Here is a 15,303-nt window from a genome sequence, read left to right as displayed (position 1 = left end):
TCCGGGCGGCGCGGCGGTCGGTGAAGAGACAGTACCGAAGGCACAGTGCGGAAGGGACAGTGCGAACTTCCGCAACGGACCATGTCAGGAGCACCCCATGCCGCGCATCACCCCGAATCTCTGGTTCGACACCCAGGGCAAGGAAGCAGCCGAGTTCTACGTCTCCGTCTTCCCGAATTCGCAGATCAAGCACATCTTGTACTACGGCGAGGCCGGTCCGCGGCCGGCCGGGAGCGTGCTGACCGTGGATTTCTCCCTCGACGGCCAGGACTACACCGCGATCAACGGCGGCCCGGACTTCACCTTCAGTGAGGCGATCTCCCTGCTGATCAACTGCGCGGACCAGGAGGAGGTCGACTACTACTGGGAGAAGCTGGGCGAGGGCGGTCAGGAGGGCCCGTGCGGCTGGCTGAAGGACAAGTACGGTCTGTCCTGGCAGGTCGTCCCGGTCGCTCTGGAGGAGCTCCTCACGGACGAGGACGAGGCGCGGGCACAGCGGGCGATGAAGGCCATGCTGGGCATGAAGAAGCTCGACGTGGCGGCGCTGTACGCCGCCGCCGACCAGGCATGACCTCAGGGCGCGGCCGGCCCGGCGCATCCGGGCCGGCCGCCCCGTGCCGGTGCCTCGCCGCCGACCGCGTGACGGCGGGCCGCCGTCCGGCGTGCCGGCGCCGACGGGAACGCGTACAGCACCTGCGCCTCGTCCCATTCGACGAAGCTGTCCACCAGGGTGGCGCCCAGCCCCTCGAGCAGCCGCCGCGACCGGTGGTTGGCCTCCTGGGTCAGCGCGACCACACCGGGTGACCCGGGCGGGACGCCGTCCTGGACCCAGGAGACGGCGGCGGCGACGGCCTCACGGGCGTAACCGCGGCCCCAGTGCTCGGGCAGGAGCTGGTACGACACCTCGGTCCTGCCGTCCCTGGCCCCGGCGGTCACCGACACGAGGCCGACGACCGCCTCGTCCGACTGCCGTACCACCGCGAAGACGCCGGGTGCGCCGACGCACCTCCGCTCGCGGATGCGTACGACGTTGCTGTCCACCGGCCCGCCGAGGTGGCGGCGGACCTCGGGGTCCGTCCACAGGCGGCTGATCACCGGCACGTCCGCCCGCTCGACCGGGCGCAGGGCAAGTCGTGCGGTGGCGAGCGCGGCGGGCCAGGCCGCCGGGGCGGACAGGAAGGACATGAAGCCGATCATGGCATGGACGCGGTGTGCCGTGGCGGACTCGCGAGGAGGCGACGGACGGTGGGGCCGACCGAGGGCGCCGCGCGGCGAGGCTCGAACGCAAGCGCCGATCCTGGTTCGACCGGTGGGTCCGATCCAGCCCCTCGGCTCGCAGAACGGCTCCGCGACGGTCGGCGGCGTTCGGCCACCTGGATGATCAATTCCAAGGGATACCTGCGCGATTCCCGTTTCTGGTGGCCGAAGCCCCATTGGGGTGGCGGCGCGATGACGGATACGCCACCGATGCGGTTGCCCTCAGCAGTGCAGCATGAACGAGGCTTCCCCGTGGCATCGGCCGTTGACCTGGAGCTGCACCAGATGGACACCAGGGTGGTAGCGCCGCGTGCTGATCTGCTTGAAGGAGTGTCTGCGTGTCGCGCGCCACGTCTCGCCGGGAGCCAGGGACCGCGTAGTGAGTTTGAAGACCTTGGGGGTACGCGTCCCGTTGGCTTTCATGTGGAGGACGACGTAGTCGACGACGAGGTGAGCGGTCTGATCGTGAGTGTTGGTCACCGAGTAGTCGAACAGCAGATAGTCGCCGACCCGGATCTCTGAGGCGTGGACGTGCGGGCCCTCGACTGCGACGGGACTGTCCGGGAAGTGACCGAGCAGCGTGAGGGCACCGGCGTGGCCGGACTTGATCAGGGTCCGCAGGCCGTGCCGTACCAAGCGGGTCGTCGTCGGCGCAGGGTCGCTCAGCCAGCGAGCCGCCACACCAGCGGCGATGTCGGGATGGTCACGACTGATGTCGTTGAGGTGGTTGGCCACTGATCTGCGGACGTACTCGGAGTCATCCCGGTACAGCGCGTCGAGCAGGTGCAGTGTGGGTGTCGGATCCGCGATCAGCTCCGGAAGCCGGGGCGCCCAGGGCAGTCGTGGCCGCGTGCCCTCACTGGCCAGCCGTCGGACGTGGAGGTCGGGATGCGAGGTCCACGGCGTCATGACCCGGAGCGCGCGTTCCAGGTCGGCCCGGAGGAAGGGCCGTACGGCGTTCTCCGAGGTCAGGCGCGGGGTGAGGTCTGCCAGCAGGGAGAGCGCCGGTTCGAAGGCGTCCAGGCCTCGTACGGCGACGGCCTCGGTGACGGGGAAGATCATCCATCCGGTGAACTCGCTGTCCCGCAGGGCGGAGCGCAGGACGCGCGCGAAGGCCGCATAGTCCCCCGGAAGATCAGCCAGGAGGGCATTTCTGATCACGGCGACACGCTCGGTGAAGCTCAGCCCGTCCAGGACGGCGCCGCATCCCCGGGTCTCATGCGCCGTGGTCCCGTCACCGGCTCGCGTAAGGCATCGGGCGAGGTCGGCGACGGTGTCCGCGCTGAGTAGTTCGTCAGCCGAGGGCACAGCGTCATTCTCCTTGATCGCGAGGGCTATGCGGTGTGCAGTACCTGAGCGTGCCGCATCTCGTGCACTGTCCCGATTCGGCTGAAGAAGCCCTGTGCCCGGGGGTCGGTCGGCATTTCCTTGGCCGCGCGCTCGGCGACGGCGGCGGACGACCAGATGATGAAGTCCAGGACGGTGCCGTCGTCGAACTTGGCGAGGTGGGCGCCCTGAAAGCCGTCGCCGTAGAGCTCCTTCAGTAGTTCGACGAGCCGCTCTCGGTGGGCGGTGAGGCCGGCGAGGTCGTCGGTGTCGAACCTGACGTACTCGATGGTTGCACTCATGGCATCACCCTTCGTCGATCACGTAACTCACGGATTTACTGGATCAAATCCGTGAGCCCACGTTATCACGGGTTCGCTGAGCTGAATCCAGTAGATTGAGGGCATGACCATCCGGGACCTGCAGGAAATGCCGTGGATCGGCGAGGACCCGGTCCTCGACCTGGCCAACACCGTCGTCGTCGGTGCAGGCCCGGGGCGCGGCGACGTCGACTTCCTCGCCGATCGGGAACTCACCAGGCGATGGCGCGCCCGCGCCGCCGACCGCAGATTGGCCGCCCTCTCCTTGGAGGAGTTGGAGCGGCTGCGTGGGTTGGTCCGCGACGCGCTGGACGCGACAGCCGGACAGCGGCCGCTCACCGACAGCCTGCGGAGCCGCCTGAACGAACTGGCCTCGTCCGCCCCCGTCGTCTTCCGGGTGACCGGCGACGGCGTGCTGGCACAACAGGAACAGGGTGGCGGCGCCGACGCCGTCGTCGCCCGCGAGACGCTCGTCCTGGCCGCGGGTCCGGACCGTCAGCGGGTGCGGCGCTGCAACGCCCCCAGTTGCGGCATGTTCTTCCTGGCCAGGCGCCGTGATCAGGCATGGTGTTCCCTCGGATGCGGCAACCGGGCCAGGTCCACCCGGCGCCAGTCACGAGAAACGGGAACCCCCAGCTGATGGGACAAGGGAACCCGAAATCAGGTGCTGTTGTGACACAAGACCTGGACTCCCTCGCGCTCGCACTCCAGGCGGAGACGGACGACCTGCTGCAGGGTGCGCCGCAGCTTGCTCCGTGGCGGCCGGCCGTGGGGATCGCTCCGAAGCTCCCGACGCCGAACTGGTCACGCTCGCGATGATGCAGGCCATGCTCGGCTTCACCTCCGAGCCCGGTGGCTCCGCGCCCTCTCCCACCTGCGGCATCTCTTCCCGTACTTGCCCAAGCAGCCCGGCTGCAACAAGCGGCTGCGCAAGAGCGCCGGACTGCATCGGCGCGTCACCCGGCTGCTGGCCAACGACACCTCCGTGCGGAGCGCGAAGTGTGGGTCGTGCACTCCACGCCGGTGGAATGCGGCCGTTCACGCGAGACCGTCAGGCGCTTTGACCTTGCCGGATGGGCTGAGTACGGGTACTGCGCCAGCCGCAGCCGCAGCCGCAGCCGCAGCCGCTTCCGCTGGGTGCGCCTGCACATGGTGTGCACCATCCAGGGCCTGCCCGTCGCCTTCGCCCTGACCGGAGCCAAGGCCGACAAACGCGAGACCCAGCAAGCGGCCGGGCGCCCACGGCGCGCTCGATGCGTGAACGCGGGACGCGCCGGAAGGGCTGCCTCGAAAGCCTGGCCGGCACCTGTCACGTACAGTGAGTGATGTGATACTGACGGACGGAAACCACCGCCTCGGACCGTCGACCGGCCGCCTGCTGATCAAGACCAGCCGGACCGGCCTCGGCCGCAAGGCGGGACACGACCTCACGATCGAGGCCACTCGATGGTCCGGGGACGCGATGGTTGTCCTCGGCGATCCTGAGAAGTCGTCGGTGACCGTGACGGTCGAGACGGGTTCGTTGGACGTGCGGGAGGGGAGGGGCGGGCTGAAGCCCCTCACCGATGCCGATCGGGCCGAGATCAAGCGCACGTTGGCGAGCGAGGCCCTGTTGCACACCGCCCGGCATCCGGTGATCACTTTCAGTTCCACCCGTATCGCGGGAACGCCTCAGTCCTTCGAGATCACCGGGGACCTCACCATCAAGGGCCGGACACATCCGGTGACGGTTCACGGAGCCGGCGACATGCCGCTGCACGGCTGGGCGACCGTCACGCAATCCGCTTGGGGAATCAAGCCGTACAGCGCGTTCCTGGGTGCGTTGCGGTTGGCCGACGAGGTCCGGATCGAGTTCGAAATGACGCAACCGAATCCGGCAACCGGAGGCGGGCAATCGCTGCGGTAGGCGCTGCGGGCGGGCCGCGTGGCGAAGGCGAGCACGAAAAGCGCATCCGGCGGTTACGCCAAGAAGTACACGGCGATGACTGAGGCTTGGCTGTCGCGCAGGGCTGTCGGTGGCCTCTCGCTCGCCTGGAGCGGCGGCGAAGTGGCGTGCGGTTCCCGCCGGGGCGCCGGCCCTGGTGCGGTGGCGTCCCGGGCGTGCCCGGCGGGGGGATCGAGGTCTGTGAGGAGTGAGGGTTGTTACCCGCCAGGAAGGCCCGTACTGGACCGCCGCATGTCACTGACTGTTGATGTCACAGCAATTCGGCACTCGTAGGTTCCGGAACCGCGCGACCCCGCCGCTCGTCGGCTGCGGGGCCCCTCCACCCGATGGAGTGACCGTGGAACGTCGTACATTCCTGCGCGGTGCCGTTATCGGCACCTCCGCCGCCGCCTTCGCAGGCACCCTGATGCAGGGTGCCGCGTACGCCGCCCCCGCCCAGCCGGGCCCTGGCCCCTACGGGGCACTCGGTTCGGCCGACGCCAACGGCATTCAGCTGCCCAGCGGGTTCACCAGCAGAGTCATTGCCCGCTCCGGCCAGAACGTCGGCTCCACGACATACAAGTGGCACAGTGCCCCAGACGGCGGCGCGTGCTTCGCCGACGGCACCGGCTGGATCTACGTCTCCAACTCCGAGATCTCCACCACCGGCGGCGCGAGCGCGGTCAAGTTCAACTCGTCCGGCACCGTGACCGGCGCGTACCGGATCCTGTCCAACACCAACCGCAATTGCGCCGGCGGGGCCACGCCATGGAACACCTGGCTGTCCTGCGAGGAGGTCAGCACCGGCTACGTCTACGAGACGGACCCGTGGGGCGTGAACGCCGCCGTCCGCCGTGACGCGATGGGGCGGTTCAACCACGAGGCGGCCGCCGCGGACCCGGTGCGCAAGGTGATCTACCTGACGGAGGACGCGTCGGACGGCTGCCTCTACCGGTTCGTCCCCACCACCTGGGGCAACCTGTCCTCGGGCACCCTCCAAGTGCTGAAAGCCGGCACCGGCACCTCCGGATCGTTCACTTGGGGGACGGTGCCCGACCCGGACGGTTCCCCCACCGCGACCCGCAACCAGGTCTCGGGCGTCAAGCGATTCAACGGCGGTGAGGGCTGTCATTACGCCGGCGACAACGTCTGGTTCACCACCAAGGGCGACAATCGCCTGTGGCAACTCAACCTCACCAACAACACCTACGAGCTGGCCTATGACGACTCGCTGGTCGTCGGCGGCGGAGCGCCGCTCACCGGCGTCGACAACGTCACTGGAGCCTCCTCCGGCGATCTGTTCGTCGCCGAGGACGGCGGCAACATGGAGATCTGCATCATCACGCCGGACGATGTCGTCGCACCCTTCCTGCGCATCGCCGGGCAGTCCAGCTCCGAGATCTGCGGCCCGGCCTTCTCGCCGAACGGCCAGCGGCTGTACTTCTCCAGCCAGCGCGGCACCAGCGGCTCCTCCTCCGGAGGCATTACCTACGAGGTGACCGGACCGTTCCGGGCGTAGCCCACGGGCTCCACTGCGGCGCCGCTCCTCAGCAGGGCGGCGTCGCAGTGGCGCGAGGGCGTGCAGGTCGGCGTTGCAGTGGCGCGCGCGTGCGCAGGACGGCGTTGCCATGGCGCAGCGTCCATCAGGACCGCCTCCCGCAAACCCGGCGTGCCGGAGGGAGCAGGCCAGTGACGCCTCTGCCCTGCCGGCGACTTCACTGTCGTGCCGCGGTTACGGATGCCTGCACGACGCGCGGGTGCCCGACCGACTGGGCCGGTGAGCGGCCGTAGCGCTCGCCCAAGCCGCGCGAGAGTTTCAGGCCCGCGACGCCGCGCCATCACCCTGAACGACACTTACACTGAGTAACAGGGTTGGTTGTCACTCACCAGGTCTGTCATGCGCTATCAGCGGGTGTTCGTACCGGCACTCGTCCTGTGGTTCCTGGTGATGGTGCCTGTGGGCACCGTGTCAGCACAGGGCGAGGAGGTCCCGCGCGGCCCGACGTTCGCTGCCCGGGCCCTGCAGGCGCTCATCGACGGCATCCAGTTCGGGGTGATCATCGCCATCACCGCGGTCGGCCTGTCCCTGATCTTCGGCACGATCCACCTGATCAACTTCGCTCACGGCGAGCTCGTGACGATCGGCGCCACCTTCGCGTTCTTCCTGAACGCCTCCGCGTCCGGTCCCGGCTGGCATCTGATTCCCGCGGCGATCGTCGCCGTGGCCTTCGGAGCGCTGCTCGGCGCGGCCATCGACCTGGGGCTCTGGCGGCCGTTGCGGGCCCGCGGCACCGGCTTGATCAACATGTTCATCGTCACCATCGGCCTGTCGTTGCTGCTGCGCCACATCGTGCTCGTGCTGTACGGAACCCGCCCCGGCTCCTTCGTGCAGTACGACATCCAGAACGCGCTCGACCTCGGCCCGGCCGGCATCACCCCACGGGACCTCACCGTCACCCTGCTCTCCGTGGCGGTGCTGCTCGGCGTCGCCGCACTGCTGCAGAAGACCCGCATCGGCACGGCCATCCGCGCCGTCTCCGCCAACCGCGACCTCGCCGAGGCCTCGGGCATCGACGTCCAGCGGGTCGTCCTCGTCGTCTGGATGATCGGCGGCGGGCTCGCCGCTCTCGGCGGCGTCTTCTTCGGACTCGTCGAGATCGTCACCTGGGACATGGGCTTCAAGCTGCTGCTGCTGATGTTCGCCGGTGTCATTCTCGGCGGTCTCGGCTCCGCGTACGGCGCGATGGTGGGCAGCCTCGTCATCGGCATCGTCGCCCAGATGTCCACACTGTGGTTCCCGGCCGACCTGCAGTACGCATGGGCGCTGCTCGCGCTCATCATCGTCCTGCTCGTCCGGCCGCAGGGCATCCTCGGCCAGCGCGAGCGGATCGGATGAGGGGCGGTCTGCCATGGACTTCGAGGTCATCCTCTCCGACGCCCTGCGCTCCGGGCTCGGCCCCATCGCCGCCATCTACGCACTCGCCGCCATGGGCCTGAACCTGCACTTCGGCTACACCGGACTGCTGAACTTCGGCCAGGTCGGTTTCATGCTCGTCGGCGGTTACGGGCTCGCGATCACCGTGTCGACCTGGGGCGCCTCCATGTGGCTCGGCGTTCTGGTCGGACTGGCCTCCGCGATCGTGCTTGCCCTGCTGCTCGGCCTGCCCACCCTGCGGCTGCGCGCCGACTATCTCGCCATCACCACGATCGCCGCGGGGGAGACGCTCCGGCTGTTCTACCGCTCCAGCTGGGCCGAGCCGACCACCGGCGGCGTGTTCGGGCTCCAGCGGTTCGCCAAGGACTTCTACGACCTGAACCCCGTCCCCCGGGGTTCGTACGGCGTGTGGCTGGTCGAGTTCAGCGCCCGGGACATGTGGGTGCTGATCGTCGCCTGGGGGCTCGTTGTGGTCGTCGGGATTCTGCTCGCCCTGCTGGTGCACAGCCCGTGGGGGCGCGTCATCCGGTCCATCCGCGACGACGAGACCGCCGTACGCAGCCTCGGCAAGAACGTGTACGCATACAAGATGACGAGCCTGGTGCTGGGCGGTGTGCTCGGCGGGGTCGCCGGCATGCTCCAGGCCATCCAGGTGCAGTCGGTGAGCGCGGACAGCTTCGACCCGGCCGTCACCTTCTTCCTCTACACGCTGCTCGTGCTGGGCGGTGCCGGGCGGATCCTCGGTCCCGTCATCGGCTCGATCCTCTTCTGGTTCGTGCTGACCTTCCTCGACAGCGCGCTGCGGCAGGCCATCGACAGCGGAGTCATCTCCTCGGAGCTCATCAACACCTCGGAGATCGGCGCCGTCCGCTTCGCCCTGGTCGGGCTCGCCCTGATCCTGCTCGTGGCGTTCAGACCGCAGGGCATTCTCGGCAGCCGGAAGGAGATGTTGCTCAGTGGCCGTTGATCCGCAGCGCCCGTCCGACGGCACGCCCGCGCCCGAGCCCGGTGTGCCCGCGCCCGAGCCCGGTGTGCCCGCGCCCGAGCCCGGTGTGCCCGCGCCCGAGCCCGGTGTGCCCGCGCCCCAGCCCGGTCTGCCCGCGCCCGAGCCCGGTGTGGGAAAGCCCGATCCGCTGCTCGTCCTCGATCAGGTGACCCGCACCTTCGGTGGCCTCGTCGCCGTACAGGTCGATCACCTGGAGGTGCAGCGCGGCACCATCACGGCCCTCATCGGGCCCAACGGCGCAGGAAAGACCACTCTGTTCAACGTGGTGAGCGGCTTCGACCGGGCCGACGGCGGTGAGTGGTCGTTCGACGGACAGCCGCTCGCCGGGCGCCCGGCGCACCGGATCGCCCGGTACGGCCTGGTCCGTACGTTCCAGCTCACCCGGACCATCGCCCGGCTCACCGTGCTGGAGAACATGCTGCTCGGGGCGACCGCACAGCGCGGCGAGCGGCTGCTGCCCGCGCTGCTGCCGCCCCTGTGGCGCGGACAGGAGCGGGAGATCACGGACAGGGCCGACGAGTTGCTGGAACGCTTCCGGCTCACCAAGCTGCGCGACGACCACGCGGGCACCCTCTCCGGTGGCCAGCGCAAGCTGCTCGAACTGGCCCGGGCGCTGATGACCCGTCCGGTCATGCTCATGTTGGACGAGCCCATGGCAGGGGTGAACCCCGCGCTGACCCAGTCCCTGCTCGGTCACATCACCGCGCTGCGAGACGAGGGTCTGACCGTGTGCTTCGTCGAGCACGACATGGACGTGGTGATGGGCATCAGCGACTGGGTGGCCGTCATGGCCGGGGGCCGCCTCGTGGCCGAGGGCCCGCCGTACACGATCGGCCGGAATCGTGCCGTCGTGGACGCCTACCTCGGCAAGCGGCACGACGAACCCGAAGCGATGGGCGAGGAGGCGTGACCCCATGCCCGAGAACGGAGAAGGGCCTGTGCTGGTGGCGGACACGATCGTCGCCGGGTATGTGCCGGGCGCCGATGTGCTCCGCGGCTGCAGCATCGAGGTGCGGCCGGGAGAACTCGTCGGTGTGATCGGCCCCAACGGAGCCGGCAAGTCCACCCTGGCCAAGGCCGTGTTCGGCCTGCTGCGCATCCGCGGGGGGACGGTGCGGCTGCACGGTGAGGAGGTCACCAATCGGCCCGCGCACGAGATGGTCCGCCGCGGCGTCGGATACGTACCGCAGTTGCAGAACGTCTTCCCCGAGCTCACCGTCGAGGAGAACCTGCGGATGGGTATGTATCTGCGGCCGAAGGCTTACGCCGAGCGGTCCGCCGCGGTCGAGGAGCTGTTCCCCGTCCTGGCCGCTCGCCGGAAACAGAAGGCCGGCTCGATGTCCGGCGGCGAGAGGCAGATGCTCGCGATGGCACGCGCGCTGATGATGGAGCCGCAGGTGCTGCTGCTCGACGAGCCGTCGGCGGGACTGTCCCCCCTCTTCCAGGACCAGGTGTTCGCCCGGGTGAAGGAGATCAACGGCGCGGGCGTCGCCGTGCTCATGGTCGAGCAGAACGCCCGCAGGTGCCTGCAGATCTGCGCCCGAGGCTACGTCCTGGACCAGGGGCGCAACGCCCACACGGGCGCCGGTATGGATCTGCTGCACGACGAGAAGGTGATCGAGTTGTACCTCGGCACTCTCGCCCGCGTCCGCTGAACTCGGGTTTCCTCGCTCCGGTCTCCTCCCTCACTCCTGACCCTTGCTCACCTCGGTGCTCACGGTCTTCAGCTGCCCCTTCTCGTTGTACGTGTACACCTCGATCGTCGCCTCGCCAGGTTCACCGGCGTCGGTGAAGTCGAGTGGACCGCTCACGCCGTCGTAGTCGATGTTCTTGCCGTCCGCCAGCAGCTCCTTGCAGGCGGCGAACGACGTGCACTTGTCGCCGTCCTTGGTGACGGCGTTCATCTCCTCGACGAACGTGCCGGGGTCGTCCGACCCAGCGGCCTCCGCGGCGAGCGCGATGGTCGTCACGCAGTCGAACGTCTGTGGCGCGAACTGCAGCTCCTTCAGGTCGGGCGCGAACTCCTTCAGCGTCTTCACGTACTGCGGGTTGGACGCCGATGCCGGAGCTGTCCCCTTCATCCCGGCGAGGGTGGCGGGCTTGCCGGGGGCGACGAGGGCAGGCAGTTCCTCACTGCGCAGCCCGTCGGTGCCGTACACACCGATCTGCTGGGGCCCGAGTCCGGCCTCGATCATGCCCTGAAGGATCTGTGTGCCCTCCTCGAAAGCGATCACCACGGCGGCATCCGGATCCGAGTTCTTGACCTGCTGCACGACCTGGTCGTAGTTCGTGGCCTTCGTGTCGTACGTCTCGGCGACCGTCACGGTCACGCCGCTGTCCTCCAGTGCCTTCCTCGTGGAGTCCAGCAGGCCGCGTCCGTAGTCGTCGGCTCGTGCCACCAGAGCCACCCGATCATGGCCGTCGCCCTTGATGGTCTTCGCCAGGACCGGCCCTTGCAGGGCGTCGCTCGGCGCCGTACGGAAGTAGAACCCGTCGTCCTCGTAATCGGTGAAGGTGGGTGCGGTGTTCGACCCGGAGCACTGGACGATGCCCTCACCGGTGATCCTGTCGATGATCGCCAGCGACATCCCGGACGCCGCGGCACCAATGATCGCGTCCACTCCGCCGGCCAGTACCCGATCGGCTGCCTGTGCCGCCACGGCCTCCTGGCCTGCCTCGTCACCGGAAACCAGGGCTGGGATCGGCTCGCCCAGGACTCCACCGGCGTTGTTGATCGTCTCTATCGCGAGCCTCGTCGACTGGATCATCGGCGGCCCGAGAAAGGCCAGCTGTCCCGTCTCCGGCAGGACGTAGCCGATCTTGAGCACTCCGTCCTCGTCACGGGCCGGAGCTGCGGATTCCGCACTGGTTGCCGCGCCGCAGGCCGTGACGAGAAGGACGGCTGCGCTCGTGAAAATTGCGGACCGCCGCACAGGCGTCTTCATGTCCGCCTCCTCTCACCAGAGGCTGGCGGCGGTCGACAGGCCGGCCTTCCGCCCGCCTTCTGTAATGAGGGTAGAACGCCCGGGTCATGTTTGGGATCCCGGAATGCCTGAAATGCAGAGAACGTGCGTGGGTCCGGACGCTGCCGGGCAGAGCCCGGCCCCGGCCCCCGTGAGGAACGCCGCGCGGACGAGGTGGGGCGTGAAACCGAAGTGCTCCGCGAGAGCTCCGATGCCGGTCACTCGACCTCCGGGCATGGCCGCCCGCGAAGTGCTGCGGGTGCAGGAAGCCCACCCGGCCGTCGTCTGCGCGCGCCCACGCTCACGCGCTGGACCTCGTCCCCGGCGGGGGCCGGCGGCAGTGCTGAGCCCGCGCCTTCCCGCGGGCGGGCCGCTGACGAGCGGCGGCCGCCCCCGCGTTCGGCGTGCTCGACCAGCTCGAAGCCGAGGCGTCGGAGGGCTCGACGCGATGAAACAATGCGCACCATGCATGCGCCCCTGCCCCCGCCACGCCCACAGTTTCCACCGCACCTCCTGTACCGGGCCCGTGACCTCGCCCTCCCGGGCCGCCGCACCGTCCTGGGCATCGCGGGAGCCCCGGGCGCCGGAAAGTCGACCCTCGCCGCCCATCTCGTCGACGGGCTCGACGGACTCGCCGTCCTCCTCCCCATGGACGGCTTCCACCTCGCCCAGGCCGAGCTCAAGCGCCTCGGCCGCGCGGAGCGCAAGGGCGCGCCGGACACCTTCGACCCCGCCGGGTACGCCGCCCTGCTCGCCCGGCTGCGCGCTCCCGCCCCGGACGCGCCGGTCTACGCCCCCGCCTTCGACCGCACCCGGGAAGAAGCGGTGGCCGGCAGCATCCCGGTCGCCCCCGAGGTCCCCCTCGTCATCACCGAGGGCAACTACCTCCTCCACGACGAAGGCCCCTGGGCACAGGTCCGCCCCCTGCTCGACGAGGTCTGGTACCTGGAGATCGACGACGCCGTACGCCTGAGCCGCCTGGTCGACCGGCATGTGCGCTTCGGCAAGCAGCGGTCCTTCGCCGAGCGCTGGGTCCACGAATCCGACGAGCCCAACGCCCGGCTGGTCGCCCGTGGCCGCAACCGCGCCGACTTCGTCGTCACCCAGTCGTTGTAGACCTGCGGCCCGCGTGCGCCACCGCCGCCGCCAACCTCCCCGCACGATCGGGCATCCTCGACGTCCTGCACTGCGACACGGGGCCCATCGCAAGACCGCAGACACCTTCACGATGTCCGCGAAGGAAGCGTCCGGGTCGTGCCGGACCACCACATCCCGCGTCAGCGGCGGGACACCGGGTTTCAGGCGACGGTGACGGCGTACGTGACGTGATCAGTTGTTGTTCGAACTCGGCTCGTGCGAGGTAGCCGAGTGCGGATCGGTGTATCACCACGACGGCTGAGCGCCGGCCTTGGGCACCGCAGGTTCAGAAGCTCGGGCTCGGACGGAGGATGTCGTCGATGTCCAAGGAGGGCCGATCCGTCGGGTAGCGCGGATCGGGGAGGCCCGGCGCGGCAGGATCGGGGACGTCCGTCGGATCAGCCGTGGGTTCGCCCTCGGGGCTGCACACGTGCGGAGCCGCCGGTTGCGACAGGTCTTCGACAGCCACCCGCTCGGTCCGGAACTCGATGTTGTCACCGAAGGCGGTACCGACATCCGAGGCGCTGCCGCCGATGTCGATCTCCTCGGGCAGCTCCTTGGCGGTGAGCGGCTTGCCGACGTACACGGCGATCAGGGCGCCGACGCACACGCTGCGGTCCGCGGCGTACAGCTTCCCGGGCAGCGGGACCACTTTCTCCTCGGTCCCGTCGACACGTACTTCCGACCGCTTCACGGACTGCATGGAGAAGTAGTAGTCGGGCCTGGGCTTCGTGCGATCGCGGGCCGCTTCCCGTCCGTCGGCAGAGGCGTAGGTGAGCTTCCGGACCTCCACCTGGACGCTGACCGGCTTGCACAGGGGGCCATCGAAGCCCTCGCTGCTCTTGCGGATCGTGACCTCGTTCCCGTCGGAGGTGATGTCGTCGGGAGTGAGGGTCTCCAACCGCACCCAGCTCAGCGTTTCCTCCCGGGACCAGTCCTCGTTGGGGTGGCACCCCGCGGCGTTGGTCGGGTACAGCGGGGTGGGTGAACTCGCGGGCGTGGCGCCGGCGATGCCGGTGGCGCTGCCCGTGCTGCTCGGGGAGGGCTCCGCGGCGGAGACGCCGTCAACCCCGCCGCCCGAGCAGCCGGTTCCCACGAGCGCGACCACCGCCACAGCAGCCGCGCAGACATGAAGACGTAAGGCATTTCCGCTGGGCACCGGCTCCCCCTCTTCCAGCCCTCGCACCGGCTGCACCGTGCAGCCTATGCCCAGGACACGGTGACAGGGGTGCGTAAATCCGATACGTAACCCGCCGCTCCGCCAAGCGTCCGGATGTCGCGCGGTGTGTCCTCGTTCGCCTGCATGCGGGCCCGTTGATGGTCTGCGGGGCACGTCTCGAGCCGGAGTTGTCGGCTGACAAGGTGGCAGCGTTGAGTCAGGCGCTCCCATCGGAGCGCTGAGCAAAGCCCTGGCCGGCCATCACCATCCCGCCCGGGGCTTTGCTCGTCTTCAACGTCCGGCCCCTGGGGCATCTGTGGACAGCCGCCAAGAATGGCGCGCCCGGCGAGGCGGAGTCTCGCGCCTGATTGCACGTGCTCTCGCTGTGGGATTGGTCCGTTCGTATCTGCCGGGGTGCGCGTGCTGCGGTGGGCGGCGACGGTGGTGCGAGCGCCGGTCGACCGCCGGTGCTTGGTGCTGTGTGAGGGAGCCACATGATGTTGCAACGCAATACCGTCGTCCGCAGTCTGCACGATCTGGGCCTGGCCGCGTGGTTCGGCGGTTCTCTGATGGGAGCGGTCGGGTTGAACGGGGCGGCCTCATCGGAGGTGGGCCAGGGGCGGCAGGGGGCACGGTTCGCCAGCGTGGGCTGGGCAAAGTGGGTGCCGGTCAACGCCGTGGCGATCGGGGCACATCTGGTCGGCGGTAGCGGGCTGCTGGCCGTGAACGCTCCCCGGGTCGCGGGCCAGCAGGGGGTGGCGGTCTCCACACTGGCCAAGACGGTGCTGACCGGTGCGGCGCTGGCCGCCACCGCTTACAGCCGCGCCCTGGGCAAGAAGATCGAGCTGGCCTCGTCCGACGACCCCGAAGACACCGAGAAGGCCTCCCGCCACCCCATCGACACCGACAAGGCCCAGCGACAGTTGGAGCGAATGCAGTGGGCGGTCCCGGCTCTGACCGGCGGCCTGGTGATCCTCAACGCCCTCCACGGCGAACAGCAGCGTGCCGAACAGCAGGTGTACGGGATGTGGCAACGGGCCCGCTCCATGGGTCCGGCCCTGATGCACTCCGGCTTCCACGGGCTCGGCAATCATGGAACGCGGTGCCGACGGAACCACCTGTCACACGCCCGCGGCGGTCATGCAACGGAGTAGGTGGAGTGGGAAGGCACTCGGGCTGAGACCGTCACACCTCCGTCCGAGCACCACCTGCACGCTACAAGCCCCACCTCAACAAGCCCCACCTCACGATCCCCGCCGGACTCTTACGGTCTCCG

The 15,303-nt window shown here is 69.2% G+C and carries 15 protein-coding genes and 1 pseudogene; 11 read left to right on the top strand and 5 right to left on the bottom strand.

Annotation, left to right across the window (positions count from 1 at the left end; all coding sequences use genetic code 11):
- Positions 1-97: 97 nt before the first annotated feature.
- A complete protein-coding gene (locus MDN94_RS26125) occupies positions 98-571 on the top strand; it encodes a VOC family protein (RefSeq protein ID WP_482728350.1) in 474 nt (157 codons plus the stop codon).
- 2 nt (positions 572-573) lie between these two features.
- On the opposite strand, the gene MDN94_RS26120 is transcribed toward MDN94_RS26125, so the two are convergent.
- The 3 genes from MDN94_RS26120 to MDN94_RS26110 all read right to left on the bottom strand — a co-directional run bounded on the left by MDN94_RS26120 (position 574) and on the right by MDN94_RS26110 (position 2,885).
- The gene (locus tag MDN94_RS26120; protein WP_482728349.1) at positions 574-1,185 is read right to left on the bottom strand and encodes a GNAT family N-acetyltransferase; all 612 of its coding nucleotides are present in this window, start codon (positions 1,183-1,185) and stop codon (positions 574-576) included.
- Positions 1,186-1,479: 294 nt separating this feature from the next.
- On the bottom strand, positions 1,480-2,565 hold the full coding sequence (locus MDN94_RS26115) for a DNA alkylation repair protein (protein WP_482728348.1): 1,086 nt from the start codon (positions 2,563-2,565) through the stop codon (positions 1,480-1,482).
- Between the two features lie 26 nt (positions 2,566-2,591).
- Entirely contained in the window at positions 2,592-2,885 is a 294-nt protein-coding gene (locus MDN94_RS26110) for a hypothetical protein (protein ID WP_482728347.1), read from the bottom strand.
- A 103-nt stretch (positions 2,886-2,988) separates the two neighbouring features.
- Between MDN94_RS26110 and MDN94_RS26105 the strand changes: the two genes are divergently transcribed.
- The 8 genes and pseudogenes from MDN94_RS26105 (at position 2,989) to MDN94_RS26070 (ending at position 10,423) form a co-directional block, all read left to right on the top strand.
- Positions 2,989-3,543: an ABATE domain-containing protein gene (locus MDN94_RS26105; protein WP_482728346.1), complete on the top strand. Its 555-nt coding sequence runs from the start codon at positions 2,989-2,991 to the stop codon at positions 3,541-3,543.
- A 32-nt stretch (positions 3,544-3,575) separates the two neighbouring features.
- Positions 3,576-4,124, top strand: a pseudogene (locus MDN94_RS26100) (transposase family protein); the annotation flags it as partial.
- 97 nt (positions 4,125-4,221) lie between these two features.
- Positions 4,222-4,809 carry a YceI family protein gene (locus MDN94_RS26095; RefSeq protein WP_482728345.1) on the top strand — a complete coding sequence of 196 codons (588 nt, stop codon included), beginning with the start codon at positions 4,222-4,224 and terminating at the stop codon, positions 4,807-4,809.
- A 376-nt stretch (positions 4,810-5,185) separates the two neighbouring features.
- On the top strand, positions 5,186-6,346 hold the full coding sequence (locus MDN94_RS26090; protein WP_482728344.1) for an alkaline phosphatase PhoX: 1,161 nt from the start codon (positions 5,186-5,188) through the stop codon (positions 6,344-6,346).
- Between the two features lie 378 nt (positions 6,347-6,724).
- The gene (locus MDN94_RS26085; RefSeq protein ID WP_482728343.1) at positions 6,725-7,723 is read left to right on the top strand and encodes a branched-chain amino acid ABC transporter permease; all 999 of its coding nucleotides are present in this window, start codon (positions 6,725-6,727) and stop codon (positions 7,721-7,723) included.
- Between the two features lie 13 nt (positions 7,724-7,736).
- A complete protein-coding gene (locus MDN94_RS26080; RefSeq protein WP_482728342.1) occupies positions 7,737-8,729 on the top strand; it encodes a branched-chain amino acid ABC transporter permease in 993 nt (330 codons plus the stop codon).
- A complete protein-coding gene (locus tag MDN94_RS26075; protein WP_482728341.1) occupies positions 8,719-9,678 on the top strand; it encodes an ABC transporter ATP-binding protein in 960 nt (319 codons plus the stop codon). Before MDN94_RS26080 ends, MDN94_RS26075 begins: the two co-directional genes overlap by 11 nt.
- Positions 9,679-9,682: 4 nt before the next feature.
- Positions 9,683-10,423, top strand: coding sequence for an ABC transporter ATP-binding protein (locus MDN94_RS26070; protein ID WP_482728340.1), 741 nt, complete (start codon positions 9,683-9,685; stop codon positions 10,421-10,423).
- A 30-nt stretch (positions 10,424-10,453) separates the two neighbouring features.
- Here MDN94_RS26070 and MDN94_RS26065 read toward each other — a convergent pair whose 3' ends face one another.
- Complete coding sequence (locus tag MDN94_RS26065; protein ID WP_482728339.1) at positions 10,454-11,713, bottom strand: ABC transporter substrate-binding protein; 1,260 nt, start codon at positions 11,711-11,713, stop codon at positions 10,454-10,456.
- Positions 11,714-12,187: 474 nt separating this feature from the next.
- Between MDN94_RS26065 and MDN94_RS26060 the strand changes: the two genes are divergently transcribed.
- Positions 12,188-12,847 (top strand): nucleoside/nucleotide kinase family protein, encoded by a 660-nt coding sequence (locus MDN94_RS26060; protein WP_482728338.1) that lies wholly within the window; start codon positions 12,188-12,190, stop codon positions 12,845-12,847.
- A gap of 307 nt (positions 12,848-13,154) precedes the next feature.
- Here MDN94_RS26060 and MDN94_RS26055 read toward each other — a convergent pair whose 3' ends face one another.
- On the bottom strand, positions 13,155-14,027 hold the full coding sequence (locus MDN94_RS26055) for a hypothetical protein (protein ID WP_482728337.1): 873 nt from the start codon (positions 14,025-14,027) through the stop codon (positions 13,155-13,157).
- A 497-nt stretch (positions 14,028-14,524) separates the two neighbouring features.
- Between MDN94_RS26055 and MDN94_RS26050 the strand changes: the two genes are divergently transcribed.
- Entirely contained in the window at positions 14,525-15,181 is a 657-nt protein-coding gene (locus MDN94_RS26050) for a hypothetical protein (protein ID WP_482728336.1), read from the top strand.
- Positions 15,182-15,303 lie beyond the last annotated feature (122 nt).

The sequence above is a fragment of the Streptomyces sp. WAC00040 genome, from assembly GCF_056835925.1.
Note: the sequence above shows the minus strand (reverse complement) of the source record. Positions and strands in the feature narration are given on the sequence as shown.

Coding starts and splice junctions, on each gene's coding strand:
- MDN94_RS26125 (WP_482728350.1), top strand. CDS start 98: ATGCCGCGCATCACCCCGAATCTCTGGTTCGACACCCAGGGCAAGGAA.
- MDN94_RS26060 (WP_482728338.1), top strand. CDS start 12,188: ATGCGCACCATGCATGCGCCCCTGCCCCCGCCACGCCCACAGTTTCCA.
- MDN94_RS26105 (WP_482728346.1), top strand. CDS start 2,989: ATGACCATCCGGGACCTGCAGGAAATGCCGTGGATCGGCGAGGACCCG.
- MDN94_RS26050 (WP_482728336.1), top strand. CDS start 14,525: ATGTTGCAACGCAATACCGTCGTCCGCAGTCTGCACGATCTGGGCCTG.
- MDN94_RS26065 (WP_482728339.1), bottom strand. CDS start 11,713: ATGAAGACGCCTGTGCGGCGGTCCGCAATTTTCACGAGCGCAGCCGTC.
- MDN94_RS26080 (WP_482728342.1), top strand. CDS start 7,737: ATGGACTTCGAGGTCATCCTCTCCGACGCCCTGCGCTCCGGGCTCGGC.
- MDN94_RS26110 (WP_482728347.1), bottom strand. CDS start 2,885: ATGAGTGCAACCATCGAGTACGTCAGGTTCGACACCGACGACCTCGCC.
- MDN94_RS26120 (WP_482728349.1), bottom strand. CDS start 1,185: ATGTCCTTCCTGTCCGCCCCGGCGGCCTGGCCCGCCGCGCTCGCCACC.
- MDN94_RS26085 (WP_482728343.1), top strand. CDS start 6,725: ATGCGCTATCAGCGGGTGTTCGTACCGGCACTCGTCCTGTGGTTCCTG.
- MDN94_RS26070 (WP_482728340.1), top strand. CDS start 9,683: ATGCCCGAGAACGGAGAAGGGCCTGTGCTGGTGGCGGACACGATCGTC.